This is a genomic window from Streptomyces sp. NPDC048353 (assembly GCF_055587165.1).
The window spans coordinates 897,186-922,734 of the sequence record NZ_JBVJGU010000001.1; the positions used below are offsets into that span (position 1 = coordinate 897,186).

24 protein-coding genes and 1 riboswitch are annotated in these 25,549 nt (G+C 70.9%); of the genes, 17 read left to right on the forward strand and 7 right to left on the reverse strand.

The features are described 5' to 3' along the window. Positions 1–141 precede the first annotated feature (141 nt). The gene (nadA, locus tag ACZ6RC_RS03995) at positions 142–1,323 is read right to left on the reverse strand and encodes a quinolinate synthase NadA (protein WP_469579122.1); all 1,182 of its coding nucleotides are present in this window, start codon (positions 1,321–1,323) and stop codon (positions 142–144) included. Positions 1,324–1,587: 264 nt separating this feature from the next. Here nadA and ACZ6RC_RS04000 point away from each other — a divergent pair, with 264 nt between their 5' ends. Then, positions 1,588–1,944: a HesB/IscA family protein gene (locus ACZ6RC_RS04000; RefSeq protein WP_018848827.1), complete on the forward strand. Its 357-nt coding sequence runs from the start codon at positions 1,588–1,590 to the stop codon at positions 1,942–1,944. Between the two features lie 105 nt (positions 1,945–2,049). Here ACZ6RC_RS04000 and ACZ6RC_RS04005 read toward each other — a convergent pair whose 3' ends face one another. Both ACZ6RC_RS04005 and ACZ6RC_RS04010 read right to left on the reverse strand, forming a co-directional pair. Continuing rightward, a complete protein-coding gene (locus ACZ6RC_RS04005; RefSeq protein WP_391140804.1) occupies positions 2,050–3,462 on the reverse strand; it encodes a hypothetical protein in 1,413 nt (470 codons plus the stop codon). A gap of 78 nt (positions 3,463–3,540) precedes the next feature. Continuing rightward, on the reverse strand, positions 3,541–3,747 hold the full coding sequence (locus ACZ6RC_RS04010) for a hypothetical protein (RefSeq protein ID WP_391140803.1): 207 nt from the start codon (positions 3,745–3,747) through the stop codon (positions 3,541–3,543). A 133-nt stretch (positions 3,748–3,880) separates the two neighbouring features. Between ACZ6RC_RS04010 and ACZ6RC_RS04015 the strand changes: the two genes are divergently transcribed. Next, positions 3,881–4,855, forward strand: coding sequence for a carbohydrate kinase family protein (locus ACZ6RC_RS04015; protein WP_391140802.1), 975 nt, complete (start codon positions 3,881–3,883; stop codon positions 4,853–4,855). 78 nt (positions 4,856–4,933) lie between these two features. On the opposite strand, the gene ACZ6RC_RS04020 is transcribed toward ACZ6RC_RS04015, so the two are convergent. Next, positions 4,934–6,316, reverse strand: coding sequence for an aminotransferase class V-fold PLP-dependent enzyme (locus ACZ6RC_RS04020; RefSeq protein WP_469579124.1), 1,383 nt, complete (start codon positions 6,314–6,316; stop codon positions 4,934–4,936). 286 nt (positions 6,317–6,602) lie between these two features. On the opposite strand from ACZ6RC_RS04020, the gene ctaC reads away from it, so the two are divergent. The 4 genes from ctaC to ACZ6RC_RS04040 all read left to right on the forward strand — a co-directional run bounded on the left by ctaC (position 6,603) and on the right by ACZ6RC_RS04040 (position 11,101). Next, a complete protein-coding gene (ctaC, locus tag ACZ6RC_RS04025) occupies positions 6,603–7,598 on the forward strand; it encodes an aa3-type cytochrome oxidase subunit II (RefSeq protein ID WP_391140800.1) in 996 nt (331 codons plus the stop codon). After that, positions 7,595–9,331 carry an aa3-type cytochrome oxidase subunit I gene (ctaD, locus tag ACZ6RC_RS04030; protein WP_391140799.1) on the forward strand — a complete coding sequence of 579 codons (1,737 nt, stop codon included), beginning with the start codon at positions 7,595–7,597 and terminating at the stop codon, positions 9,329–9,331. Before ctaC ends, ctaD begins: the two co-directional genes overlap by 4 nt. Beyond that, positions 9,328–9,726: a cytochrome c oxidase subunit 4 gene (locus ACZ6RC_RS04035; RefSeq protein WP_391140798.1), complete on the forward strand. Its 399-nt coding sequence runs from the start codon at positions 9,328–9,330 to the stop codon at positions 9,724–9,726. Before ctaD ends, ACZ6RC_RS04035 begins: the two co-directional genes overlap by 4 nt. Positions 9,727–9,847: 121 nt before the next feature. After that, entirely contained in the window at positions 9,848–11,101 is a 1,254-nt protein-coding gene (locus ACZ6RC_RS04040; protein WP_469579127.1) for a L,D-transpeptidase, read from the forward strand. 8 nt (positions 11,102–11,109) lie between these two features. Here ACZ6RC_RS04040 and ACZ6RC_RS04045 read toward each other — a convergent pair whose 3' ends face one another. Beyond that, complete coding sequence (locus ACZ6RC_RS04045) at positions 11,110–11,511, reverse strand: DNA-binding transcriptional response regulator (protein ID WP_391140796.1); 402 nt, start codon at positions 11,509–11,511, stop codon at positions 11,110–11,112. 177 nt (positions 11,512–11,688) lie between these two features. On the opposite strand from ACZ6RC_RS04045, the gene ctaE reads away from it, so the two are divergent. From ctaE to ACZ6RC_RS04075, 6 genes are all read left to right on the forward strand, one after another. Continuing rightward, the gene (gene ctaE, locus ACZ6RC_RS04050; protein WP_391140795.1) at positions 11,689–12,309 is read left to right on the forward strand and encodes an aa3-type cytochrome oxidase subunit III; all 621 of its coding nucleotides are present in this window, start codon (positions 11,689–11,691) and stop codon (positions 12,307–12,309) included. Positions 12,310–12,380: 71 nt separating this feature from the next. Beyond that, positions 12,381–13,190: a cytochrome bc1 complex diheme cytochrome c subunit gene (gene qcrC, locus ACZ6RC_RS04055; protein WP_391140794.1), complete on the forward strand. Its 810-nt coding sequence runs from the start codon at positions 12,381–12,383 to the stop codon at positions 13,188–13,190. Next, positions 13,187–14,239, forward strand: coding sequence for a cytochrome bc1 complex Rieske iron-sulfur subunit (qcrA, locus tag ACZ6RC_RS04060; RefSeq protein WP_391140793.1), 1,053 nt, complete (start codon positions 13,187–13,189; stop codon positions 14,237–14,239). The genes qcrC and qcrA overlap by 4 nt, the downstream gene beginning before the upstream one ends. Further along, the gene (qcrB, locus tag ACZ6RC_RS04065; RefSeq protein ID WP_391140792.1) at positions 14,236–15,861 is read left to right on the forward strand and encodes a cytochrome bc1 complex cytochrome b subunit; all 1,626 of its coding nucleotides are present in this window, start codon (positions 14,236–14,238) and stop codon (positions 15,859–15,861) included. The genes qcrA and qcrB overlap by 4 nt, the downstream gene beginning before the upstream one ends. Positions 15,862–16,017: 156 nt before the next feature. Next, positions 16,018–17,082 carry an anthranilate phosphoribosyltransferase gene (trpD, locus tag ACZ6RC_RS04070; RefSeq protein WP_391140791.1) on the forward strand — a complete coding sequence of 355 codons (1,065 nt, stop codon included), beginning with the start codon at positions 16,018–16,020 and terminating at the stop codon, positions 17,080–17,082. Between the two features lie 87 nt (positions 17,083–17,169). Next, positions 17,170–17,286: riboswitch (SAM riboswitch) on the forward strand. Between the two features lie 160 nt (positions 17,287–17,446). Next, positions 17,447–18,811 carry an aminotransferase class V-fold PLP-dependent enzyme gene (locus tag ACZ6RC_RS04075; RefSeq protein ID WP_391140790.1) on the forward strand — a complete coding sequence of 455 codons (1,365 nt, stop codon included), beginning with the start codon at positions 17,447–17,449 and terminating at the stop codon, positions 18,809–18,811. A 90-nt stretch (positions 18,812–18,901) separates the two neighbouring features. On the opposite strand, the gene ACZ6RC_RS04080 is transcribed toward ACZ6RC_RS04075, so the two are convergent. Beyond that, on the reverse strand, positions 18,902–19,183 hold the full coding sequence (locus ACZ6RC_RS04080; RefSeq protein ID WP_391140789.1) for an Lrp/AsnC family transcriptional regulator: 282 nt from the start codon (positions 19,181–19,183) through the stop codon (positions 18,902–18,904). After that, the gene (locus tag ACZ6RC_RS04085) at positions 19,180–19,914 is read right to left on the reverse strand and encodes a rhomboid family intramembrane serine protease (protein WP_469579131.1); all 735 of its coding nucleotides are present in this window, start codon (positions 19,912–19,914) and stop codon (positions 19,180–19,182) included. The genes ACZ6RC_RS04080 and ACZ6RC_RS04085 overlap by 4 nt, the downstream gene beginning before the upstream one ends. Before the next feature lie 187 nt (positions 19,915–20,101). On the opposite strand from ACZ6RC_RS04085, the gene ACZ6RC_RS04090 reads away from it, so the two are divergent. The 5 genes from ACZ6RC_RS04090 to ACZ6RC_RS04110 all read left to right on the forward strand — a co-directional run bounded on the left by ACZ6RC_RS04090 (position 20,102) and on the right by ACZ6RC_RS04110 (position 25,531). After that, positions 20,102–20,344: a hypothetical protein gene (locus ACZ6RC_RS04090; RefSeq protein WP_260228851.1), complete on the forward strand. Its 243-nt coding sequence runs from the start codon at positions 20,102–20,104 to the stop codon at positions 20,342–20,344. 34 nt (positions 20,345–20,378) lie between these two features. After that, positions 20,379–21,743 carry an NYN domain-containing protein gene (locus tag ACZ6RC_RS04095; RefSeq protein WP_469579133.1) on the forward strand — a complete coding sequence of 455 codons (1,365 nt, stop codon included), beginning with the start codon at positions 20,379–20,381 and terminating at the stop codon, positions 21,741–21,743. Between the two features lie 256 nt (positions 21,744–21,999). Then, complete coding sequence (locus tag ACZ6RC_RS04100; protein WP_469579134.1) at positions 22,000–23,031, forward strand: C40 family peptidase; 1,032 nt, start codon at positions 22,000–22,002, stop codon at positions 23,029–23,031. Between the two features lie 205 nt (positions 23,032–23,236). After that, on the forward strand, positions 23,237–24,250 hold the full coding sequence (locus tag ACZ6RC_RS04105) for a C40 family peptidase (protein ID WP_391140785.1): 1,014 nt from the start codon (positions 23,237–23,239) through the stop codon (positions 24,248–24,250). Between the two features lie 39 nt (positions 24,251–24,289). Further along, the gene (locus ACZ6RC_RS04110) at positions 24,290–25,531 is read left to right on the forward strand and encodes a hypothetical protein (protein ID WP_469579136.1); all 1,242 of its coding nucleotides are present in this window, start codon (positions 24,290–24,292) and stop codon (positions 25,529–25,531) included. The last annotated feature ends 18 nt before the right edge of the window (positions 25,532–25,549 follow it).

Consider the following 25,549-nt stretch of genomic DNA (forward strand, 5'->3'; position numbering starts at 1 on the left):
TCGGCACCCCACGGTGCGGAGCCGGGCCTCCGGCGTCCCGCCCGCGGGGCGGAGAGGGCCGGGCACGCCGAAGGGCGCCCCGCGGCTCGCGGGGCGCCCTTCGGCGATGCTCCGGCCGGCCCTGACGGGCGCCGGGGGCGGTTACGGGAGGGCGAGCATCCGCTCGAGCGCGAGCTTGGCGAAGCTCTCGGTCTCCTTGTCGACCTCGATCCGGTTGACGAGCTTGCCCTCGGCCAGCGACTCCAGCGCCCACACCAGGTGGGGCAGGTCGATCCGGTTCATCGTCGAGCAGAAGCAGACCGTCTTGTCGAGGAAGACGACCTCCTTGTCCGGGTGCGCGGCGGCGACCCGGCGGACCAGGTTCAGCTCGGTGCCGATGGCCCACTTCGAGCCGGCCGGGGCCGCCTCCAGGGTCTTGATGATGTACTCCGTGGAGCCGACGTAGTCCGCCGCGGCGACGACCTCGTGCTTGCACTCCGGGTGGACGAGGACGTTCACGCCGGGGATCCGCGCCCGCACGTCCTCGACCGAGTCCAGCGAGAACCGGCCGTGCACCGAGCAGTGGCCCCGCCACAGGATCATCTTGGCGTTCCGCAGCTCCTCGACGGTCAGGCCGCCGTTCGGCTTGTGCGGGTTGTAGAGGACGCAGTCCTCCAGCGTCATCCCCATCTCGCGGACGGCGGTGTTGCGGCCCAGGTGCTGGTCGGGCAGGAAGAGCACCTTCTCGCCCTGCTCGAAGGCCCAGTCCAGGGCGCGCTTGGCGTTGGACGAGGTGCAGATCGTGCCGCCGTGCTTGCCGGTGAAGGCCTTGATGTCGGCGGAGGAGTTCATGTACGAGACGGGGACGACCCGCTCGGCGATCCCGGCCTCGGTCAGCACGTCCCAGCACTCCGCGACCTGCTCGGCGGTGGCCATGTCCGCCATCGAGCAGCCCGCCGCCAGGTCCGGCAGGACGACCTTCTGGTCGTCGGTGGTGAGGATGTCGGCCGACTCGGCCATGAAGTGCACGCCGCAGAAGACGATGTACTCCGCCTCCGGGCGGGCGGCCGCGTCGCGGGCGAGCTTGAACGAGTCGCCGGTGACGTCCGCGAACTGGATGACCTCGTCGCGCTGGTAGTGGTGCCCGAGGACGAAGACCTTGTCGCCGAGCTTCTCCTTGGCGGCGCGGGCGCGCTCCACCAGGTCGGGGTCGGAGGGCGACGGCAGGTCGCCGGGGCACTCCACGCCGCGCTCGCTCCGGGGGTCGGCCTCGCGGCCGAGCAGCAGGAGGGCGAGCGGCGTCGGCTGGACGTCCAGGGGCTGGGCGGTGGTCACGTCACGCACCCTTTCTTGTCTGCGAGTCTGCGAGCGAAGCCTTTTCGTCTAAATGACACTATCTATGATAACTGCTTCACGTCACTTTGACGATGGCCATAGTGTCGATGTGACGAAAGTCCGCGCTGCGCCGTGTCCACTGGCGCGTACCGGTCGCCGGTCCGGTGTGCGAGCATGAAGGGGAAAGACTAGGCCTCCAGCCGGAATGAATCCGGGGCCCCGCCGGTTGCAACCGGCGGCAAGCAGTCTCCGTACAACCCGGGAGAGAAGCAGATGTCCGTATCGGACGAGAAGACCACTGTCAGCGACGGCATCCTCCTGTCTGACGCCGCCGCGGCCAAGGTCAAGGCCCTGCTCGACCAGGAGGGCCGTGACGACCTCGCGCTGCGCGTCGCCGTTCAGCCCGGCGGCTGCTCCGGCCTGCGTTACCAGCTCTTCTTCGACGAGCGTTCGCTCGACGGCGACGTCGTCAAGGACTTCGACGGCGTCAAGGTCGTCACCGACCGCATGAGCGCCCCGTACCTGGGCGGCGCCTCCATCGACTTCGTCGACACCATCGAGAAGCAGGGCTTCACGATCGACAACCCGAACGCCACGGGCTCCTGCGCCTGCGGCGACTCGTTCAGCTGAGCCGTAGCGGCGACGCGGACCCACGCGAAGGCGGCCACCCGGTCATCCGGGCGGCCGCCTTTGCGCGTCCGCCGGGGTCCACGGCCCGCGTGGACCCCGGCACGCTTACTTCTTCGGCACCGGCTCCCCGCTCGCCGCGTCCATCACCGTCCGGGCCCCCAGCGGCTGGGTGAGCGTCACCGTCTTGGTCACCTCCACGGCGATGGCGATGCAGGCCCGGCCCGGGTCGGTCGGCCGCTCGCTCACCCGGACCGCGACCTTCCCCGCCCCCTGGTCCGCGGTGACGGTGTAGGTGCTGCACACCCCGCCCCAGAAGGTCACCGTCAGCTTGGTGCCCGTGCTGTCGAGACGGTACGACTCGATCTGCCGCGCGGGGGCCGTGCCCTCGTCGGGGGCCGGGGGCGTGGACGGCTTCGCCGGCGGGGCCAAGTGCTCGGGGGCCACCGCCGTCTGGACCACGGTGTACGGCTTCTCGCCCGCCGCCGGCTCCACGCGGAACAGCCACGACGGGACGAGCGCCCGCCGCCCGTCCACGAACTGCGAGGCGAGACCGAAGGCGGCGCCCGTCACGGCCAGCTCGCGCGGCGCCGCCTGCGGCTCGCAGCTCGCCTCGGGGCGGTCCGTCGTCGCCGGCGGGTCGGTCGCGCAGCCGCCGATCCCGATCGGCTTCTCCCCGGACGCCTTGTTCAGCTCCTCCAGCGCCTTCGGCGCCCCGAGCACCGGATACGTCCCGTCCGGCGCGGGCGCCTTCAGCTGCCCGCTGCCCGCCACCGGCGTGCCGTCCGGGCCGATGTGGAGGCCGGTCGACCAGCCGTACGTCGGCAGCCCGCCGACGACCGGGTCGGCGTTGACCACCCGTACGGTCCCGTTCATCACCTGCGTCGCGTCCAGCTTCGCGTCGCCCTGCCCGATCGCCTTCAGGACCGGGGCGGCCGCGGCCTTCGCCGCCGCCTCGCTCACCGGCACCCCGCCGCGCGGCGGCTTGGGCTCGCCCGGCGGCGGGCACGCCTTTCCCTTCAGGCAGGTGTCCCCGGCCGGGCCGCCGTCCTGCCGCGAGACGGTCCAGCTGCCCGGAGCCTCGGCGGACACGTCCAGCCGCAGCCCGGACGCGTCCTTCTCCGGCGCGATCTTCCAGACCGCGCCCTCCAGCCTTGGGGCGCCCGCGATGCCCAGCGCCTGCGCCAGCCGGGTCACCTCCGCCGAGGTGACCCGGCCCTCGGGCCGGTGGACTGCGGCCGAGGAGGGCCCCTTGGGGAGTGGGCCCTTGGCCTTGTAGACGGCTCCGCCGTCGTTCGGGTCCGGCTCGCCGGGCGCGATGCCCGAGCCGCCGGTGTCGCCCTTGGCGTCGAGGTTCAGCGGCGGGGGAGCGGCGGCACCGCTCCTCGTCCCGCCGTCACCGCCCTCCGACGCCGTCGTGGCGACGTACACGCCCCCGCCGGCGGCCAGCAGCACTCCCGCCGCCACCGATGCAACCAACGGCGCCGTACGCTTCCGTCGCGGGTTCTCCGTACCGCTCACCGCACGCTCCTTCGTCCCGCCGGACTTCCTGTCGAAGACAAGGATGGGACGGAAACGGGGAGCGGCTGGTTCCGTCGCTCAGACGCCGTACTCGGGCGTGGCGGCGATCAGCCGTGCCGAGGCGGGCGGGACGACGACGCCGTGGATCCGCGAGGGGGAGACCGGATCGGCCGCCGCGGCCGTCGGCACCACCCAGTGCGGAGCCATCCGCGCGCTGTCGCCGCGCAGCTGGGCGAGGCTGAACTCGGACTCCTGAGGCTCCCGGGGAGCGGGGTGCGTGGACATACGCGCACCGTACGCACGGGACGGCTTCGGTGAAAAGCCCTACTCTGGGGTAGTTTCCGCTGTTCGGCAGGGGGGCCTCCGGCCCGATAGCGTGAACTGTCAACGCCACTCCGTCCCGCAGGAGCGCCCAGCCGTGCGTATCGCAGTCACCGGCTCCATCGCCACCGACCACCTCATGACCTTCCCCGGCCGGTTCGCAGACCAGCTCGTCGCGGACCAGCTGCACACGGTCTCCCTCTCCTTCCTCGTCGACAACCTCGACATCCGGCGGGGAGGTGTCGGCCCCAACATCTGCTTCGGCATGGGCCAGCTCGGCGGCAACCCGATCCTGGTCGGAGCGGCCGGCTACGACTTCGACGAGTACCGCGCCTGGCTGGACCGCCACGGCGTCGACACCGGCTCCGTGCGGATCTCCGAGGTCCTGCACACCGCCCGGTTCGTCTGCACCACGGACAAGGACCACAACCAGATCGGCTCCTTCTACACCGGCGCCATGAGCGAGGCCCGGCAGATCGAGCTGAAGGCCGTCGCCGACCGCGTGGGCGGCCTCGACCTGGTGCTGATCGGCGCCGACGACCCCGAGGCGATGCTGCGACACACCGAGGAGTGCAAGGCGCGGGGCATCAACTTCGCCGCCGACTTCTCGCAGCAGATCGCACGCATGGACGGCTCCGAGATCCGCACCCTCCTCGACGGCGCGACGTACCTCTTCTCCAACGAGTACGAGAAGGGCCTGATCGAGTCCAAGACGGGCTGGACCGACGCGGAGATCCTCGACCGGGTCGGCCACCGGGTCACCACCCTCGGCTCGCGCGGTGTGCGCATCGAGCGCGTGGGCGAGCCGGTCATCGAGGTCGGCTGCGCCGAGGAGGACGCCAAGGTCGACCCGACCGGCGTCGGCGACGCGTTCCGCGCCGGCTTCCTCACCGGCCTGTCCTGGGGCGTCAGCCTGGAGCGCGCGGCCCAGGTCGGCTGCATGCTCGCCACCCTGGTGATCGAGACCCTCGGCACCCAGGAGTACACCCTGCGCCGCGCCAACTTCATGGAGCGGTTCGTGAAGGCGTACGGCCACGAGGCCGGTGCCGAGGTCCAGACCCACCTGAACTGAGCCGGACGGCTCCGGCCACCCGCTCCCGGGGCCCGCGCCACGCGGGCCCCGGGACCCCGGGACCACCCACGCCCCCGGCTACGACACCCGCCGCACCCGGTACGCCGTGCCGCCCCCCGGGGACGCCTCCTCGCCCAGGTACTCCTGACCGCGCATCTCGCACCAGGCCGGGATGTCCAGCCGCGCCGCCTCGTCGTCGGCGAGGACCGTCACCGTGCCGCCCACCGGGACGTCGCCGATCACCTTCGCCAGCTCGATCACCGGAATCGGGCAGCGCCTGCCGAGGGCGTCGACCACCAGCGCCCGCGAACCGCCGGTCGTGGCGGCCGGCCCCGGGGCGCCCAGCCGCTCGCGCACCGCTCCGACCACCCCCGGCAGCACGTCGAGGAAGCGCTCCACCTCCTCCTCCGGCGTCCCGGCCGGCAGCGACACCCGCACGTTGCCCTCGCTCAGCACCCCCATCGCGCGCAGCACATGGCTGGGGGTGAGCGTCGCACTCGTGCACGACGAACCGGACGACACCGAGAACCCCTCGCGGTCCAGCTCGTGCAGCAGGGTCTCCCCGTCGACATAGAGACAGGAGAAGGTGACGAGGTGCGGAAGCCGCCGCACCGGATCGCCCACCACCTCCACGTCCGGCACCAGCTCCGGCACCCGCCCGCGGATCCGGTCCACCAGCTCCCGGAGCCGTACCGCCTCGGCCGCGGCCTCCGCCCGCACCGCCCGCAGCGACGCGGCCGCCGCCACGATCGCCGGCAGGTTCTCGAAACCGGCCGCCCGCCCGGCCTCGCGCTCGTCCACCGGCCCCCGGACGGCGAACCGCACCCCCTTGCGTACCGCGAGCAGCCCCACCCCCGCCGGACCGCCCCACTTGTGCGCGCTCGCCGCCAGCAGCGACCAGCCGGCCTCGACCGGCCCCCAGCCCAGCGACTGGGCCGCGTCGACGAGGAGCGGGACCCCCGCCGCCCGGCACGCCTCGGCGACCTCGGCCACCGGCTGCACCGTCCCCACCTCGTGGTTGGCGGACTGCAGACAGGCCAGCGCCGTCTCCGCGTCCAGGGCCGCCCCGAACTCCTCGGCCGCCACCGCGCCCGACCGGCCGACCGGCACCTCGGTGACCCGGCCGCCGGCCGACGCGTGCGCCCCGGCCGCGTTCAGCACCGAGGAGTGCTCCACCGCGGACACCACGAGCCGGTCCCCGACACGCCGACGGCCCGCGAGGGCTCCGGAGATCCCGGAGTGAACAGCGTGCGTCCCCGAAGGAGTGAACACCAGCTCGTCGGGACGGCAGCCCACCGCCTCCGCCGCGGCCTCCCGCGCCGCGTCGAGGAGCAGCCGCGCCCGCCGCCCCTCGCGGTAGAGCCGGGCCGGGTCGGCCCAGCCCTCGTCCAGGGAGGCAAGCAGCGCCTGGCGGGCGACGGGGTGCAGCGGGGCGGCGGAGGCGGCGTCGAAGTAGGGCACCGGACCACGGTAGAGCCCCCGCCCGTGAGCCCCCGTCAGATGCCCCGTCCATGCCGCCGGTCGGCCGCCTCGCGGGGGCGCCGGCCCCACCCGCGGAATGCCGGAGTCCACCCCTTCGGGGAGTCGGACGGCGCGTTGGGCACCCTCCCCGCGCGACCCCAAATAGCGTCCAGTAGGGTTTGGTCCGCATAAACATCCAAACCCCTGCCCGCGGCCGGGGCGGCGACCGACCAGCGAGGCGGCCGTAGCCGACCAGCGCGGGCCGAGACTCTCGGGAAGGCGCTACGTGAGTCCCAACGGCTCCGACCTCCCCCGCAGCCAAGGCGCGGGTGGTACCCCCACGTCTCGGCGCCCGATGCGGCGGAAGCTGCCGCAGGTGCTGACTGCGGGCCTGATCCTGGCGACAGCCACCGGCTGCTCGTACAACTGGGAAGACTTCCCCCGCCTTGGTATGCCCACCCCGGTGACGGAAGAGGCACCTCGGATCCTCTCCCTCTGGCAGGGCTCGTGGGCGGCTGCGCTCGCCACGGGCGTCCTGGTCTGGGGTCTGATCCTGTGGTCCGTCATCTTCCACCGGCGCAGCCGCAGCAAGGTCGAGGTACCTCCGCAGACGCGGTACAACATGCCCATCGAGGCGCTGTACACGGTCACCCCCCTCATCATCGTCTCCGTGCTCTTCTACTTCACGGCGCGCGACGAGTCGAAGCTCCTCGAGCTCACCCCGAAGCCGGCCCACACCATCAACGTGGTCGGCTACCAGTGGAGCTGGGGCTTCAACTACATCGAGGACGTGCCCGGTGTCACCGGTGACGCCAAGACGGACAAGAACCTGGAGAACCTGCCCGACAGGTACAAGACACAGTTCCCGGCCAACGCCGGCGGCGTCTACGACGCGGGCATCCCGGGCGACCGGAACCCGCAGAACGGCAACCCGGGCCCGACCCTGTGGCTGCCCAAGGGCGAGAAGGTCCGGTTCGTCCTGACCTCCCGTGACGTCATCCACTCCTTCTGGGTCGTCCCCTTCCTGATGAAGCAGGACGTCATCCCGGGCCACCCGAACGCCTTCGAGGTCACCCCCACGCGTGAGGGCACCTTCATGGGCAAGTGCGCCGAGCTGTGCGGTGTGGACCACTCCCGGATGCTCTTCAACGTCAAGGTGGTCTCCCCGGAGCGCTACCAGCAGCACCTGAAGGAGCTGGCGGAGAAGGGGCAGACCGGCTACATCCCGTCGGGCATTGAGCAGACGGTCCCGGCCAGGAACGCGGAGAAGAAGCAACTGTGAGCATCCTCAACGAACCCCAGGGTGCCGCCGCAGCAGCTGAGGACTCATACGAGAACGAGCTGCCCGTACGGCGCAAGCAGCCCGGTAACGTCGTGGTGAAGTGGCTGACGACCACCGACCACAAGACGATCGGGACGATGTACCTCGTCACGTCGTTCGTCTTCTTCTGCATCGGCGGACTCATGGCGCTCTTCATGCGCGCCGAGCTGGCCCGTCCGGGTACGCAGATCATGTCGAACGAGCAGTTCAACCAGGCGTTCACGATGCACGGCACGATCATGCTGCTGATGTTCGCGACGCCGCTGTTCGCCGGTTTCGCGAACTGGATCATGCCGCTGCAGATCGGCGCGCCCGACGTGGCGTTCCCGCGGCTGAACATGTTCGCGTACTGGCTGTACCTCTTCGGCTCGATCATCGCGGTGGCCGGCTTCCTCACCCCGCAGGGTGCGGCCGACTTCGGCTGGTTCGCCTACGCCCCGCTGTCGGACGCCGTCCGCTCGCCGGGCGTCGGCGCCGACATGTGGATCATGGGTCTGGCCTTCTCCGGCTTCGGCACGATCCTCGGCTCGGTCAACTTCATCACCACGATCATCTGCATGCGCGCTCCGGGCATGACGATGTTCCGCATGCCGATCTTCACCTGGAACGTGCTGCTGACCGGTGTCCTGGTCCTGCTCGCCTTCCCGGTCCTGGCGGCCGCGCTGTTCGCCCTGGAGGCGGACCGCAAGTTCGGTGCCCACGTCTTCGACGCGGCCAACGGCGGTGCCCTGCTGTGGCAGCACCTCTTCTGGTTCTTCGGACACCCAGAGGTGTACATCATCGCCCTGCCGTTCTTCGGCATCGTCTCCGAAGTGATCCCGGTCTTCAGCCGCAAGCCGATGTTCGGCTACATCGGTCTGATCGCCGCGACCATCGCGATCGCCGGTCTCTCCGTGACCGTGTGGGCCCACCACATGTACGTCACGGGCGGCGTCCTCCTACCGTTCTTCTCCTTCATGACGTTCCTCATCGCCGTACCGACCGGCGTGAAGTTCTTCAACTGGATCGGAACGATGTGGAAGGGCTCGCTGTCCTTCGAGACACCGATGCTCTGGACGATCGGCTTCCTGATCACCTTCACCTTCGGTGGTCTGACGGGCGTCATCCTGGCCTCGCCGCCGATGGACTTCCACGTCTCCGACTCGTACTTCGTCGTCGCGCACTTCCACTACGTCGTGTTCGGCACCGTGGTCTTCGCGATGTTCGCCGGCTTCCACTTCTGGTGGCCGAAGTTCACGGGCAAGATGCTGGACGAGCGGCTCGGCAAGATGACCTTCTGGACGCTGTTCATCGGCTTCCACGGCACCTTCCTGGTGCAGCACTGGCTCGGTGCCGAGGGCATGCCGCGTCGCTACGCGGACTACCTCGACGCCGACGGCTTCACCGCGCTGAACACGATCTCGACGATCTCCTCGTTCCTGCTCGGACTGTCGATCCTGCCGTTCCTCTACAACGTGTGGAAGACCGCCAAGTACGGCAAGAAGATCGAGGTCGACGACCCGTGGGGCTACGGCCGCTCGCTCGAGTGGGCGACCTCCTGCCCGCCGCCGCGCCACAACTTCCTCACCCTGCCGCGGATCCGCTCCGAATCCCCGGCGTTCGACCTGCACCACCCGGAGATCGCGGCGATCGACCAGCTCGAGAACCACGGTGCCGAGAAGGCCCTCGCGGGTGAGAAGGAGGCCGGCAAGTGAAGATCCAGGGCAAGATGTTCATCTGGCTGAGCGTCTTCATCCTCGCCATGGCGATCCTCTATGGCGTGTGGTCGAAGGAGCCGGTCGGCACCACGGCGCTCTTCCTGGCCTTCGGCCTGTCCATCATGATCGGCTACTACCTGGCCTTCACGGCCAAGCGTGTCGACGCGATGGCGCAGGACGACAAGGAGGCCGACGTCGCGGACGAGGCCGGCGAGGTGGGCTTCTTCGCCCCCCACAGCTGGCAGCCGCTCTCGCTCGCCGTCGGTGGCGCCCTCGCCTTCCTGGGCGTCGCCATGGGCTGGTGGATCATGTACTTCTCGGCTCCGCTGATCCTGGTCGGCCTCTTCGGCTGGGTGTTCGAGTTCTACCGCGGTGAGAACCAGAACCAGTAGCAGCGCCCGATCCACCCCGCAGGACCCCGAGGGGCCCGGCCGCTTCGTCACCGAAGCGGCCGGGCCCCTCTTTTGCAGCACTCGGCGCGCTGGGTCGGAGGAATGTTCTTACGGTGATGTCATGAACGACACGCCGCGCATTCGGACTGTTGTGAGCTGCACTCTCCTGGCCGTCGCCGTCACCGCGGGCGTCACCGCCTGCTCGGGGTCCGGGGGCCACCCGCTGTCGACCAGGCCCTACGACGCGGCGCAGCAGATCTCCTTCAACGCTCCCGTGGACGGCAAGAAGGCCGACCCGGACAAGGCGCTGGAGATCACCGCCAAGGGCGACGAGGGCCGCATCACCGATGTGACGGCCGTCGACGCGGCCGGGCACCACCTGGCGGGCGAACTCACCGCGGACGGCCTCCGCTGGCGCTCCACGGGCTCCCTGACCGCCGGCGCCCGGTACACCGTCAGGGTGGCCACGGAGGACGAGGACGGCGCGCCCGGCAGCCGTACGTACACGTTCGAGACGGCGCCCGCCAAGGGGGCCCTCACCGTGGAGTTCGGCCCGGAGGCGGGCAAGTACGGCGTCGGGCAGCCCATCACGGCCGACCTCAGCCTCCCGGTGAAGGACAAGGCGGCCAGGGCGGTGGTCGAACGGGCCCTCAAGGTGCGCTCCATGCCCGCCGTCGAGGGCTCCTGGCACTGGGTGGACAACGAGAAGCTGCACTTCCGTCCGAAGGAGTACTGGCCGGCCGGCGCCTCGATCGCGGTGAGCGCGAACCTGACCGGGGTCAAGGTCGGCGACAAGCTCTACGGCGGCGAGTCGAAGCCGCTGAAGCTGACGATCGGCGACCGGATCGAGGCGGTCGCGGACGCCGGCACGCACTACATGACCGTGCGGCGCAACGGAGAAGTGATCAACACCATTCCGGTGACCACCGGAAAGCCGGGCTTCTCCACCCGTAATGGCATCAAAGTGGTCCTGGGCAAGGAGTACTACGTCCGGATGCGGGGCACCAGCGTCGGCATCGCCGCCGGCAGCTCGGAGTCGTACGACCTGCCCGTCTACTACGCGACGCGGGTCACCTGGAGTGGTGAATACGTCCACGCCGCGCCCTGGTCCGTCGGCTCGCAAGGAGTTGCGAACGTCAGCCACGGCTGTGTCGGCATGTCGACCGGGAACGCGGCCTGGTTCTTCGAGACCGTCCGCCCCGGCGACATCGTGAAGACCGTCAACAGCTACGGCGACACGATGGACACCTTCGGCAACGGCTTCGGCGACTGGAACCTGCCCTGGGACGAGTGGCGGCAGGGCAGCGCCCTGGTGGCCGACGCCAAGAACCCCACCGCCCCGACCGAACTCGCCCGCCTGCGGCCCTCCATTTAGGGCCTGGGTCAGGCGTCGATCGCGAGGCGGGTGCGCAGCAGGGCCGCCAGGGACGCCGCGAACTCCACCGGCTCGACCGGGAGGGTCGCCGCGGCGTCCGCACGGCTCCAGGTGGCCAGCCAGGCGTCCTGCGGGCGGCCGATCAGCAGCAGCACCGGCGGGCAGTGGAAGACCTCGTCCTTGATCTGCCGGCAGACGCCCATCCCGCCGGCGGGCACCGCCTCGCCGTCCAGGACGCAGACGTCCACCCCGCCCGCCTCCAGGCGCTTCAGTACCGCCGGGAGTGTCGCGCACTCGATGTACTCGACCGGGGGAACGTCCGCCGCGGGCCTGCGGCCGGCGGCGAGCCGCACCTGCTCGCGGGTGTTCGCGTCGTCGCTGTAGACCAGGACCGTGGCGCTCGACTGCATCGTTCCTCCGTGAAGGTCATCAACCGATGCGGCGGATGCTACTCCGTCCCACACCCCGTCAACACCGGTTCGACCCCGGTTGGGAGGCCACTTCGATGGGCCGTTCGGGCTGGACACACCCCCCTGACACTCCGAACGGCACCCCCCGGAGTGAGGGCGGGATAAGCGACCGACATAATGTCGGTCGTGGCGACAGTAACGACAGTAGAAACCGGGCACGCGCACCCGTCGGTCAATCGGCCGAACCTCACCAGCGTCGGAACCATCATCTGGTTGAGTTCCGAGCTGATGTTCTTCGCGGCCCTCTTCGCGATGTACTTCACCCTGCGATCGGTGACGGGAGCCGAGTACTGGGCGGAAAAGGCCTCGGTCTTGAACTTCCCGTTCTCGGCCGCCAACACCACGATCCTGGTGCTCTCCTCGCTCACCTGCCAGCTCGGCGTCTTCGCCGCCGAGCGGGGCGATGTGAAGAAGCTCCGGTCGTGGTTCATCATCACGTTCGTGATGGGTGCGATCTTCATCGGCGGCCAGGTGTTCGAGTACACCGAGCTGGTCAAGCACGAGGGCCTGTCGCTCTCGTCGGACCCCTACGGCTCGGTGTTCTACCTCACCACCGGCTTCCACGGCCTGCACGTGACGGGCGGTCTCATCGCCTTCCTGCTGGTCCTGGGCCGGACGTACGCCGCCAAGAGGTTCACTCACGAGCAGGCAACCGCCGCCATCGTCGTGTCCTACTACTGGCACTTCGTCGATGTCGTCTGGATCGGCCTCTTCGCCACGATCTACATGATCAAGTAATCGGTCGCCTCTCGGCGCACCGAGACATCCAGCAAGCATCGACGCAGAAGATCCTGACACCGGGGTAATCCGTGAAAAAGCTCTCCGCACGACGACGCCATCCGCTGGCGGCGGTCGTCGTCCTCCTTCTCGCGCTGGCGGCCACTGGGGGGCTGTACGCCGCGTTCGCGCCCGCGGGCACGGCGAAGGCCGATGAAACCGCCCAGTCCCTCGCCATCGAGGAGGGCAAGAAGCTCTACTCCGTCGGCTGCGCCAGCTGCCACGGAACCGGCGGTCAGGGCACCTCTGACGGCCCTTCCCTGGTCGGCGTCGGCTCGGCGTCCGTGGACTTCCAGGTCGGCACCGGCCGCATGCCGGCCCAGCAGCCGGGCGCCCAGGTGCCGAAGAAGAAGGTCATCTACACGCAGGCTCAGATCGACCAGCTCGCGGCGTACGTCGCCTCCCTCGGCGCCGGCCCCATCACGCCGAAGGAGGGGCAGTACAGCCCCGACGGCGCCGACATCGCGCGCGGCGGCGACCTGTTCCGCTCCAACTGCGCCCAGTGCCACAACTTCACCGGTGAGGGCGGCGCGCTGACGCACGGCAAGTACGCCCCGAGCCTCGAAGGCGTGAGCCCGAAGCACATGTTCGAGGCCATGCAGACCGGCCCGCAGAACATGCCTTCCTTCCCGGACACGACCATGCCGGAGAAGGAGAAGAGGGACATCATCGCGTACGTCCAGGCCGTCAACGGCGAAAAGGCCGACAACCCCGGCGGGCTCTCCCTCGGTGGCCTCGGCCCCGTCAGCGAAGGGCTCTTCGGCTGGATCTTCGGCCTCGGTTCGCTCATCGCCGTTGCCGTCTGGGTCGCGGCCCACACCGCTAAGGCCAAGAAGTCATGAGTACCCAAGAGATTCCAGAAGAGAACCTGCCCAGTGAGCAGGACACCGCGCACGGCGCGGTGAAGGTCGCCGACGACCCGTTCGCCGACCCGGGGCTCCCGCCCCACAAGCCGCGCATCCAGGACATCGACGAGCGGGCCGCCAAGCGGTCCGAGCGTGCGGTCGCCTTCATGTTCACGCTGTCGATGCTGGCCACGGTGGGCTTCATCGCCTCGTACGTGATCTTCCCGGTCGACAAGATCGTGTACGTCTGGCCGCTCGGCCGGGTGAGCGCGCTCAACCTCGCCCTGGGTCTGACCCTCGGCGCGGCGCTCTTCTTCATCGGCGCGGGCGCGGTCCACTGGGCCCGCACCCTGATGTCCGACGTCGAGATGGCGGACGACCGTCACCCGATCCAGGCCTCCCCGGAGACCAAGGCGAAGGTGATGGCGGACTTCGCGGCCGGTGCCGCCGAGTCCGGCATGGGCCGGCGCAGCCTGATCCGCAACACCATGTTCGGCGCGCTCGCCCTCGTACCGCTCTCCGGCATCGTGCTCCTGCGTGACATGGGTCCGCTGCCCGAGAAGAAGCTCCGCAGCACGCTGTGGGCCAAGGGCAAGCAGCTCATCAACATGAACACGCACGAGCCGCTGCGTCCCGAGGACGTCGCGGTCGGTTCGCTGACCTTCGCGATGCCCGAGGGCCTCTCGGAGCACGACCACAACTTCCAGACCGAGATCGCCAAGGCCGCCCTGATGATCGTCCGGATCCAGCCGGACGACATCAAGGACAAGCGCGAGCTCGAGTGGTCGCACGAGGGCATCGTCGCCTTCTCGAAGATCTGCACCCACGTGGGCTGCCCGATCTCCCTGTACGAGCAGCAGACGCACCACGTGCTCTGCCCGTGCCACCAGTCCACCTTCGACCTGTCCGACGGCGCCCGCGTCATCTTCGGCCCGGCCGGTCACGCCCTTCCGCAGCTGCGGATCGGTGTGAACGACAAGGGCTTCCTCGAGGCGCTCGGCGACTTCGACGAGCCCGTCGGCCCTGCCTTCTGGGAGCGCGGATGAGCACTGTGACCGATACGCAGAAGAAGGCGCCCGCCGGTGAGCGGGTCGCCGACTGGGCCGACGGCCGCCTGGGGATCTACTCCCTGGCCAAGGCCAACATGCGGAAGATCTTCCCGGACCACTGGTCCTTCATGCTCGGTGAGATCTGCCTCTACAGCTTCATCATCATCATCCTCACGGGTGTGTACCTGACCATGTTCTTCCACCCGTCGATGAACGAGGTGGAGTACCACGGCAGCTACGTCCCGCTGCAGGGTCAGCTGATGTCCGAGGCGTTCAACTCGACCATGCACATCTCGTTCGACGTGCGCGGTGGTCTGCTCATCCGGCAGATCCACCACTGGGCGGCGCTGATCTTCATCGCCGGCATGTTCGTGCACATGATGCGCGTGTTCTTCACCGGCGCCTTCCGCAAGCCGCGTGAGATCAACTGGCTGTTCGGCTTCCTGCTGTTCTTCCTGGGCATGTTCACCGGCTTCACCGGCTACTCGCTCCCGGACGACCTGCTCTCCGGCACCGGTGTCCGCTTCATGCAGGGCGCGATCCTGTCCGTGCCGATCGTCGGCACGTACCTGTCGATGTTCCTGTTCGGCGGGGAGTTCCCCGGCGGCGACTTCGTGGCCCGGTTCTACTCGGCCCACGTGCTGCTGCTGCCCGGCATCATGCTCGGCCTCGTGGTGGCGCACCTGATCCTGGTCTTCTACCACAAGCACACGCAGTTCGAGGGCCCCGGCCGTACGAACAAGAACGTCGTGGGCATGCCGCTGCTGCCGGTCTACATGGCCAAGGCCGGAGGCTTCTTCTTCCTGGTCTTCGGTGTCATCGCGGTCATCTCGGCGATCGCCTCGATCAACCCGATCTGGGCGCTCGGCCCGTACCGCCCGGACCAGGTGTCCACCGGCGCCCAGCCCGACTGGTACATGGGCTTCGCCGAGGGTCTGATCCGTGTCATGCCGGGCTGGGAGATCAACCTCTGGGGCCACACGCTGGTCCTCGGCGTGATGATCCCGCTGGCGATCTTCCCGGCGGTCCTCGCGGCGATCGCGGTCTACCCGTTCATCGAGTCGTGGATCACCGGCGACAAGCGCGAGCACCACATCGCGCAGCGCCCGCGCAACGCTCCGACGCGCACCGCCTTCGGTGTCGCCTGGATCACCGCGTACATGATCATGCTCGTGGGTGGTGGCAACGACATCTTCGCGACCCACTTCCACCTGTCGATCAATGCGATCACCTGGTTCGTCCGGATCGCGTTCTTCGTCGGCCCGGTCATCGCGTTCATCATCACCAAGCGGATCTGCCTCGGCCTCCAGCGCCGGGACAAGGACAAGGTGCTGCACGGTCGCGAGTCCGGCATCATCAAGCGCCTGCCGCACGGTGAGTTCGTCGAGATCCACGAGCCGCTCAGCCAGGGCCAGCTGTACACGCTCACGGCGCACGAGCAGTACGAGCCCGCGGCGCTGCCCGCGGCCGTCGACGAGAACGGCGTCGAGCGCAAGGTGGGCCGGATGGAGAAGCTCCGGATCAAGCTCAACCGGGGCTACTACGGCCAGGACAACCAGGTGGCCAAGCCCACCGCCGAGGAGTACAAGGAGATCACCAGCGGCCACGGCCACCACTGATCACCCGAGTCCCCTCAGGGCTTCGCCCTGAGCGGGCACCCTCGAGGTCGCCACGGCGAGAGCCCCGTCCATTCGATGGACGGGGCTCTTTGCCGTCTCCCCGGGTGGATAGGGTGGCCTTGTATTCGTCTCGTCACGCGATGACCAGGAGCTGCCATGAGCGCTGCGACCCCCGCTGGAGGACCTCACACGGCGGGCCGCTCCTGGCCGGCCGTGCTGGACGGCCTGCTGACCGGCCGTGACCAGAGCGCCGAGGACACCGCCTGGGCGATGGACCGGATCCTGCGCGGCGAGGCCACCGATGCCCAGATCGCCGGCTTCGCGGTCGCGCTGCGCGCCAAGGGCGAGACGGTCGAGGAGATCACCGGCCTCGTCCGGACCATGTACGAGCACGCCAACCTCATCGAGGTCCCGGGCGCGTCCGTGGACATCGTCGGCACGGGCGGCGACGGCGCGAAGACCGTCAACATCTCCACCATGTCGGCGATCGTGGTGGCCGGCGCGGGGGCCAAGGTCGTCAAGCACGGCAACCGGGCCGCGTCCAGCGCCAGCGGTGCCTCCGACGTCCTGGAGAAGCTCGGCGTCAACCTGGAGCTGACCCCGCGGCGGGTGGCCGAGGTCGCCGAGGAGGCCGGGATCACCTTCTGCTTCGCGGTGAAGTTCCACCCCGCGCTCCGCCATGTGGCCGCCGCGCGCGGCCAGCTGGGGATCCGGACGGTCTTCAACTTCCTCGGTCCGCTCACCAACCCGGCCCGGGTCAGGGCCCAGGCGACCGGTGTCGCCGACGCCCGGATGGCCCCGATCATGGCCGGCGTGCTCGCCGAGCGCGGCTCCTCCGCGCTGGTCTTCCGCGGCGACGACGGCCTCGACGAGCTGACCACCACCGCCACCTCCCGGGTGTGGGTGGTCCGCGACGGGGCGGTGCGCGAGGAGGCGTTCGACCCGAGGGACGTCGGCATCGACATCGTCCCCGTCGAGGCGCTGCGCGGCGCCGACGCCTCGTACAACGCCGACGTGGCCCGTCGGCTGCTGGCGGGTGAGACCGGTCCCGTACGGGACGCGGTGCTGCTCAACTCCGCGGCGGCGCTCACGGCGCTGGAGCCGGGCGGGGGCACCCTGGTGGAGCAACTGCGCGGCGGGATCGCGAAGGCGGCCGAGTCCCTCGACTCCGGAGCCGCCCGCAAGGCGCTGGAGCGCTGGATCACCGCCAGCAACGCCTAGAAGACATCTGCGCAACCCGCGCTGCCTCGTTCCGGAATGCGGAACGGGGTTGCGCGGACACGATCAGCTGACATACGTTCTGTGCCAGGTCATGAGTGACAGCTACGAAGCCCCGGCTTGCTGTCCGGCAACCCTCCGTCCGTGGCGGGGTGCCCCGGGTGAAGACCAGGCCGTGGACAGCAAGGTCCACGGCAAGCGCGGACCCCTCGAAGCCTTGGGGTCCTGGTCCTCAGGGAGCCTCTTGTGAGCACGCGAATGCGATAGGGCCTTTTCCGGCCCTTCTCCGCACACCCCTCTTTCTTCTCCCAGCGCTGCCGCGTATCCGCCGGCGCGGGATCTCGCCTGCCTCGTACGGGAGTTCGCCATGTCTGTCTCCACCGCTGCCGCCGACCAGTCGGTTTGTGCCCCGCTGCCCGTTCTCGGACGGGATGTCACCGTCCCGCTCGTCACCGGCGGCGAGGTGTCGTACGCCGCGCTCGACTACGCGGCCAGCGCGCCGGCCCTCCAGCGGGTGTGGGACGACGTCGCCGCCTACGCGCCGTACTACGGCAGCGTCCACCGGGGCGCCGGATACCTCTCGCAGCTCTCCACCGACCTGTTCGAGAACAGCCGGGCCACCGTCGCCGAGTTCCTCGGCTGCCGCCCGGACGACCAGGTCGTCTTCACCCGCTCCACCACCGACTCCCTCAACCTGCTCGCCCGGGCCATCCCCGCCGGCTGCGAGGTCTTCGTCTTCGAGACCGAGCACCACGCCTCGCTGCTGCCGTGGAAGGACGCCCGGGTCACCTACCTCAACGCCCCGCGCACCCCCGCCGAGGCCGTCGAGACCCTGGAGCGCGCGCTCGCCGACCGCGACCCCTACGGCCCCGCCCTCGTCTGCGTCACCGGCGCGTCCAACGTCACCGGCGAGCTGTGGCCGGTGAAGGAGCTGGCCGCCGCCGCCCACGCCCACGGCGCCCGGATCGTCCTCGACGCCGCCCAGCTCGCCCCCCACCACCCGGTCTCCGTCGCGGAGTCGGACGTGGACTGGATCGCCTTCTCCGGCCACAAGCTGTACGCCCCGTTCGGCTCGGGCGTCCTCGCCGGCCGCGCCGACTGGCTCCAGGACGCCGACCCGTACCTCGCAGGCGGCGGCGCCTCGCGGAAGGTCGCCCGCCGGACCGACGGGGGAGTGGACGTCGAGTGGCACACCACCGCCGCCCGCCACGAGGCCGGATCGCCGAACGTGATCGGCGTCTACGCCATCGCCTCCGCCTGCAAGGCGCTGACCGAGGCCGGCTTCGACACCCTCGTGGCGCGCGAGCGGCGCCTGATCGACACCGTGCGCGCGGGCCTGGCCGAGGTGCCCGAGGTCAGGGTGCTCTCGCTCTTCGGCGACGACGCCCCGCGCGTCGGCGTCCTCTCCTTCGTCGTGGAGGGCTGGAACAGCTCCCACTTCGCCGCGGCGCTCTCCGCCGAGTACGGCATCGGGGTCCGCGACGGCCTCTTCTGCGCCCACCCGCTGGTCCGCACCCTCCTCGGCGGCGACCAGCAGCAGGTGGGCGAGTGCGGCGCCCCGGAGGGCGAGCCGGGCGAGAAGTCGCTGAACGCCATCCGGGTGAGCTTCGGCGCCGGTACGCCGGACGAGCACGTGGAGCGATTCGTACGGGCCGTCAAGGAGCTGGTCCGGGACGGCGCGCAGTGGAAGTACCGCACCGAGGACGGCCGCTGCGTCCCCGACCGCGGCTGACCATCACTCGTACGGATGAAGGGGGCTCCGCTCGGGGCCCCCTTCGTCATGCCCTCCGGGCCGGGCCGGGCGGGCGGTGGAGCGCCGGCGTCAGGACTCCAGTCCGATGGCGAAGGCCGCTTCCAGGTCGTGCTGGGAGTACGTGCGGAACGCGACGTGCGTGTCCGTCCCCTCGACGCCCGGGATCTTGCTGATCCGGCCGGGGATGACGTCCGCCAGGTCGTCGTGCCGGGGCACCCGGACCATGGCGATCAGGTCGTACGTACCGGTCACCGAGAAGACCTCGCTGACGCTGTCGAGCGCGGCGATGGACTCCGCGATCTCGGGGATGCGGTCCACACTGGTCTTGATGAGCACGATCGCGGTGATCACGGCTGGCTTTCTCCCTCGGTCGCCGCGGCTGGGGACTTCACCTTATCCCCACGGTGGTAGCGGCCCCAGGCGTAGAGGAAGCCGATGGTGAAGCCCACCACGTGCGCCAGATAGGCGACGCCCGGGCCCGGCCCCGCCGAGCGCGCCGCCAGCCACTGCAGCACGAACCAGAAGATCAGCACGATCCAGGCGGGGAAGCGCAGCGGCAGGAAGAAGAGGAACGGGAAGAGGCTGGTCACCCGGGCCCTGGGGAAGAGGTAGAGGAACGCCCCGAGGACTCCGGAGATCGCCCCCGAGGCCCCCACCAGCGTCTGCTCGCTGGTCGCGTGCACCGCGGCGTAGCCCAGCAGGGCGAGGTAGCCGCAGCCGACGGAGAAGAGGAGGAACCCGGCCGCCCCCATCCGCTCCTCGGCCATCGCGCCGAAGACGTAGAGGAAGAGCATGTTCCCGAGCAGGTGCAGCCAGCTGCCGTGGACGAAGAGCGCGGTCAGCGGGGTGAGCAGGGCGCGCGGCTCGCCGCTCGTCAGCTCGGCCGGGAGGACACCCCAGCGGTGGAAGTACGTGCTCTGCGCCGCGAGGAGCGCGTCCCCGCCGCCGTACACCGGATTGAGGCCCGAGGCCGGGCCGATCAGGAAGGTCACCGTGCAGACGGCGATCAGGCCGTAGGTCACCCTGGGGCCGCTCCGGGCACCCCGCCACGCGCCGAGGGCCGCCGCCCGCCAGTCGATCATGGACAGATCATGGCGTACCAGGGCCGACCTGGACAGAGCGCCTCGCCGGGGCGCCCGGCGGCCGCCCGCGAGCCGGGCTCCACCCGCGCAGCGTGGACCCCCGAGGCCGTAGGGTGACGAGCAGTACCACCGCAGTTCGACGGCGCACCGCGGCTCCCGCATCCCGCACATGAAAGAGGACGGCCCGATGACGACGGTTCCCCTGCCGACCGCCGAGACCCGCTGGCGCTGCACACTCTGCGGCAACCTGACCCGGTTCGACGTGACGCGCTCCTCCAAGGTCGTCGAGTACGTCCATCTGGACCTCGCCGGGGAGCCGAAGGTGGAGGAGCGCGAGGTGGTCAGTGAGACCATCGAGTCGGTCCGCTGCCGGTGGTGCAACGCGGTGGACCAGATCGAGCTGGTGGACAGGCCCGGCACCGCTTCCTGACGGAGCGGTGCGAACGACATAGGGGTGACGGATCGTGGAGCAGCCCGCGCACGGTGACGAGCCGGCCGGCGCGGCAGGTGACGCCGCCGAGGCGCTCGACCGGCCGTTGCCGGAAGGCGTACGGCGCCGGGTCGTCGCGATCGTCTCGGACGCCTTCGGCGGGCTGACCGTCGCGGAGCTGCCCGGTCCGCTGCGGCAGTACGCCCGCTTCACCCCCACCCGTCGCGCCAAGTTCGCCGGCAACGCCATGGCCGCCGCCCTGGAGAGCGACCCGCTCTTCCGGCAGCGGATCGGCGAGCGCTTCAGGGAGGCCCAGCCGGAGCTGGCCGGGACTGTCGAGTCGGGGGCCCCGCCCGCCGCGGCCGACCCCGTCGACATCGCCGCGGCTGCCTACGTGCTGCGGCCCGCCGGCTGGGTCAAGCTGGTCGCCGCCGCCGGCGAGGAGGTCCAGCGGGCCGACGCCGAGCGGGCCGACGAGGCCGGGCGCCGCGAACTGGAGCGGCTGCGCGAGGAGGTCGCCGCGGCCAAGGAGCGCGGCCGGGGCGAGACCGAGCAGTTGCGCCACGATCTGGAGGCGGCCCGCAAGGAAGCCGAATCGCTTCACCGCAAGCTGCGCAGCGCCCAGAGCGATGTGAAGCGGGGCGAGGCGGCCCTGCGCCGCACCCAGGCCGAGATCGACTCCGTCAGGGCGGAGGCCGCCGCCCAGGTCTCCTCCGCCGAGAGCGAGAGCCGCCGGCTCAAGGCCCGGCTCGCCGAGGTCGAGGCCGCCCTGGAGGCCAGCCGCCGGTCCGCCCGCGAGGGGCGCTCGGTGGAGGACATGCGGCTGCGGCTGCTGCTCGACACGGTCCTGGACGCGGCCCAGGGGCTGCGCCGCGAGCTGGCGCTGCCACCCGTCTCCATCCACCCGGCGGACACCGTGGACGCGGTGGAGCCCGGCCGGATGTCACCGAAGGACATCGCGGCCCGCGCCCTGTCCGAGACGGACCCGGCGCTGCTCGACCAGCTCCTCGCGCTGCCGCAGGCCCATCTGGTCGTGGACGGCTACAACGTCACCAAGACCGGCTATCCGACCATGCCGCTGGAGAAGCAGCGGCTGCGGCTGCTCGGCGGGCTCTCCGCGCTGGCGGCCCGCTCGGGCGCCGAGGTCACCTGTGTCTTCGACGGGGCGGAGCTGGCGGCCCCCGTCCTGCTGGCGCCACCGCGCGGGGTGCGGGTGCTGTTCTCCAAGCCGGGCGTCACCGCCGACGAGTTGATCCGGCAGCTGGTCCGGGCCGAGCCGCCGGGCCGGCCGGTCGTGGTGGTCTCCACCGACCGCGAGGTCGCCGACGGGGTCGCCAAGTCAGGCGCCCGCCCGGTCGCGTCCGCCTTGTTGCTGAAGCGGCTTTCGCGCCCCTCGTGACGCATGGCAACTCCTGGCCGTATTGCCCGAATTCTGGGGGGCGCACGGTCAAGTGCTCATCACTGCCTGTGCGATGTGTGTAAATAAAGTGCCGGGTGGGCGAGATTTTGCCCGTGAGGATTTGAACTGATCACAACTTGGTCACTAGGGTCAGGCCTCGAACCTTCGCGCGGTTGATCATCCATCGGGGATGTCAGCGGAGGAACCGCCTGCCGCAGCCTGGTCGGGCGGCTCGAGGAAGAAGGAGCTCGCCTTCGTGGCGTCCCACCGTCGTCCCAAGCAGCCGAGCCGCGCCCGCGTGACCGTGCTCACCGTGACCGCCGCGGCAGCTGTCGCGTTCACCGCCCAGACCGGCGCCCAGGCGGCTCCGAAGCCGAAGATCGACGATGTGAAGTCGAAGGTCGACGACTTGCACCACGAGGCCGAGGAGGCCACGGAGCAGTACAACCTGGCCGAAGAGCGCCGCGGCAAGCTCCAGAAGGAGATCGGCGCCCTCCAGGACAAGGTCGCCCGCGGGCAGCAGGAGCTCAACACCCTGCGCGACAACATCGGTTCCGTCGCCAGCGCGCAGTACCGCTCCGGTGGCATCGACCCGGCGGTCCAGCTCTTCCTCTCCTCCGACCCGGACACCTACCTCGACAAGGCGTCCGCGATCGACCAGCTCGGCGCCAAGCAGGCCGACGTGCTCCAGTCGATCCAGGCCAAGCAGCGCACTCTCGCCCAGCAGCGCGCCGAGGCGACGACGAAGCTCGCCGACCTCGAGGACGTCCGCAAGACCCTCGGCGAGAAGAAGAAGAAGTTCCAGGGCAAGCTCGCCGAGGCGCAGAAGCTACTCAACACCCTGACCGCCGCCGAGCGCGCCAAGATGCGCCAGGAAGAGGCCCAGCGCTCCAGCCGGGCCGCCGGCGACCGCCTCGAACTCGGCAACGAGGTCCCCGCCTCCCAGCGCGGCGGTGCCGCCCTCAACGCCGCCGCCACCCAGCTCGGCAAGCCGTACCAGTCCGGCGCCGAGGGCCCCGGCGCGTACGACTGCTCCGGGCTGACCCAGTGGGCCTACGCCCAGGCCGGCGTGAGCCTCACCCGCACCACCTACACCCAGCAGAACGACGGCGTGAAGATCGGCCGCAGTCAGCTCAAGCCGGGCGACCTGGTCTTCTTCAACGGCCTGTCGCACGTGGGCCTGTACGCGGGCAACAACACCATCCTGCACGCCCCCAAGCCGGGCGCCGTGGTCCGTTACGAGTCCATGGACTACATGGGCACCTTCCAGTTCGGCGTGCGCATCTGACGCCTCCGGCCCGTCGGGCGGCTCCCGCCGCCTGACGCCCGATCGGGTGGTTCGTCGCGCCCCTGCCTGACCTGACGCCCCGCCGGTGACCTGTGGTCTCCGGCGGGGCGTCACTTTGTGTGCCCGGCGCCTTCGTTGGACGCGCGGTGATCTCCGGCTACTGTCTGCCGCGCCAGTCCGGGCACAGCTGAACGGAGCGCGATACGTGGCGTCCCATCGACGACCCGCCAGGGTCACCGTCCTGACCGCCGCCGCGGCCACCGCGGCGACGGCCTTCGGCGCCGTCCCCGCGAGCGCCGACCCGAGCGGCACCGCCGAGTCCACCAAGGCCACGGTCGACCGGCTCTACGAGGAGGCCGAACGGGCCACCGAGGGCTACAACAAGGCCGACGAGCGGGCCGACGCCCTGCGCAGGACGCTCTCCCAGGCCCAGGACAGCGTCGCGCGCGGCCAGGAGCGCATCAACCGCATGCGCGGCGCCCTCGGTTCGGTCGCCGGAGCCCAGTACCGCTCCGGCGGCATCGACCCCGCCCTCGCCCTCCTGCTCTCCGCCGACCCCGACTCCTACCTCGACCGGGCCTCGGTCCTCGACCGGGTCGCCTCCCGGCAGGGCGTCGCGCTCGGCCTGCTCCGGGACGAACTGCGCGCCTCCACCCAGAAGCGGAGCGAGGCGCGACGGCTCCTCACCGAGCTGGAGCGCAGCAGGACCCAGGTCGCCGGGCACAAGCGGACGGTCGAGCGGAAGCTCGCCGAGGCCCGCAGGCTGCTGGCCTCCCTCACCGCGGAGGAGCGCGAGTCCTTCGACAGCGACGCCCGCGCCTCCCGCTCCGGCCGGGACGAGCTGCCGCCGCTCGCCGGCCTGGCGCCGGGCTCCTCACGGGCCGCCGCCGCCGTCCTCGCCGCCCGCAGCGCGATCGGCCGGCCCTACGTCTGGGGCGCGACCGGCCCCTCCGGCTTCGACTGCTCGGGCCTCATGGTCTGGTCGTACCGCCAGGCCGGGATCAGCCTGCCCCGGACCTCCTCGGCGCAGCGGTACGCCGGACGGCAGGTGCCGCTCTCGCAGGCGCAGCCGGGCGACCTGGTGACGTACCGCAGCGACGCCAGCCACGTCGGCATCTACGCCGGGAACGGCCAGGTGATCCACGCCCCCTACCCCGGGGCGCGGGTGCGCTACGACCCGGTCGGGATGATGTCGCACGTCACGGTGACCCGGGTCTGACCGTACGCCCGCCGTTCGCGTGCCCGTACGATCGAGGGCGTGGCACGGCAGGGGCGGAGGACGCGGGGGGATCGCCCCACAGCGGGCGGGGCGCGCGGCGCCGCCTGCCTGCTGACCGCGCTGCTGGCCCTCGGCGGGTGCGCCGCCCCCGGGCCCGCCGACCCGGCGCCCCGGGAGATCCAGGGCCTGCTCGACCGCCAGGCGCGGGCGCTGCTCGCCCGGGACGAGGCCGCCTACACCGTCGGACTCGACCCCTCGCTCGCCCCGGCCGCCCTGCGGGAGTTCGACCACCTCGCCGAGGTGCCGCTCGGCTCCTGGAACTACCGGGTCACCGACGTGGACCGGGCGGACGGCGGCCGGGCGACGGTCCGCGCGGAGCTGCGCTACCAGGTCCGCGGCTACGACCCCGGGCCCGTCACGACCGAGCGCCTCCTGGAACTGACCCGGCGGCACGGCCGGTGGTACGTCAGCGCCGACCGGCCCGGCGAGAAGACCGCCGTCCAGCAGCTGTGGCAGCAGGGCGAGGTGGAGGCGGTACGGGGACGGCACAGCCTCGTCCTCGGCGTCGGGCAGCCGGAGGAGCGCCTGCGGGCGATCGCGGCCGCGGCGGACGAAGCGGTGCCCGCGGTCTCGGCTGCCTGGCCGTCGGCCTGGGCGGGCCGGGTGGTCGTCCTCGTCCCGTCCTCCCTGGACGCGATGGGCGGCCTGCTCGGGGCGCCGGGGGCCTCCTACCGGGGCATCGCGGCCGTCACCACCGGCGAGGTCCGCGGCGGCCCCGATTCCCCCGCCGACCGCGTGATCGTCAACCCCGAGGCGTACGGGGCGCTCGGCGCCTTCGGCCGGCAGATCGTGCTCACCCACGAGACGACGCACGTGGCCACCCGGGCCGCGACCTCGCCCGCCACACCGGTCTGGCTCTCCGAGGGCTTCGCCGACTGGGTGGCCTACCGCGGCACCGGCCGCTCCGCCGCCCAGGCCGCCCCGGAGCTGCACCGCGCGGTCGCCGCGGGCGACCTCCCGGCGACGCTCCCCGACGACCGGGCCTTCGCCTTCGGCGCCGACGGGGAGGCGCTGGCACGGGCGTACGAGGGCGGCTGGCTGGCGTGCGCCCTGATCGCCGAGCGGTGGGGCGAGCGGAAACTGACCGACTTCTACCGCGCGGTGGGCGCCCACCCCTCCCGCGAGGGCGCGGTGGAGAAGGCCCTGCACGACGTCCTCGGCACGACGCCCGACGCGTTCACCGCCGCCTGGCGCCGCCATCTGTCCGAGCGGCTGGCCTGAAACCCGGGGGGACGCGGA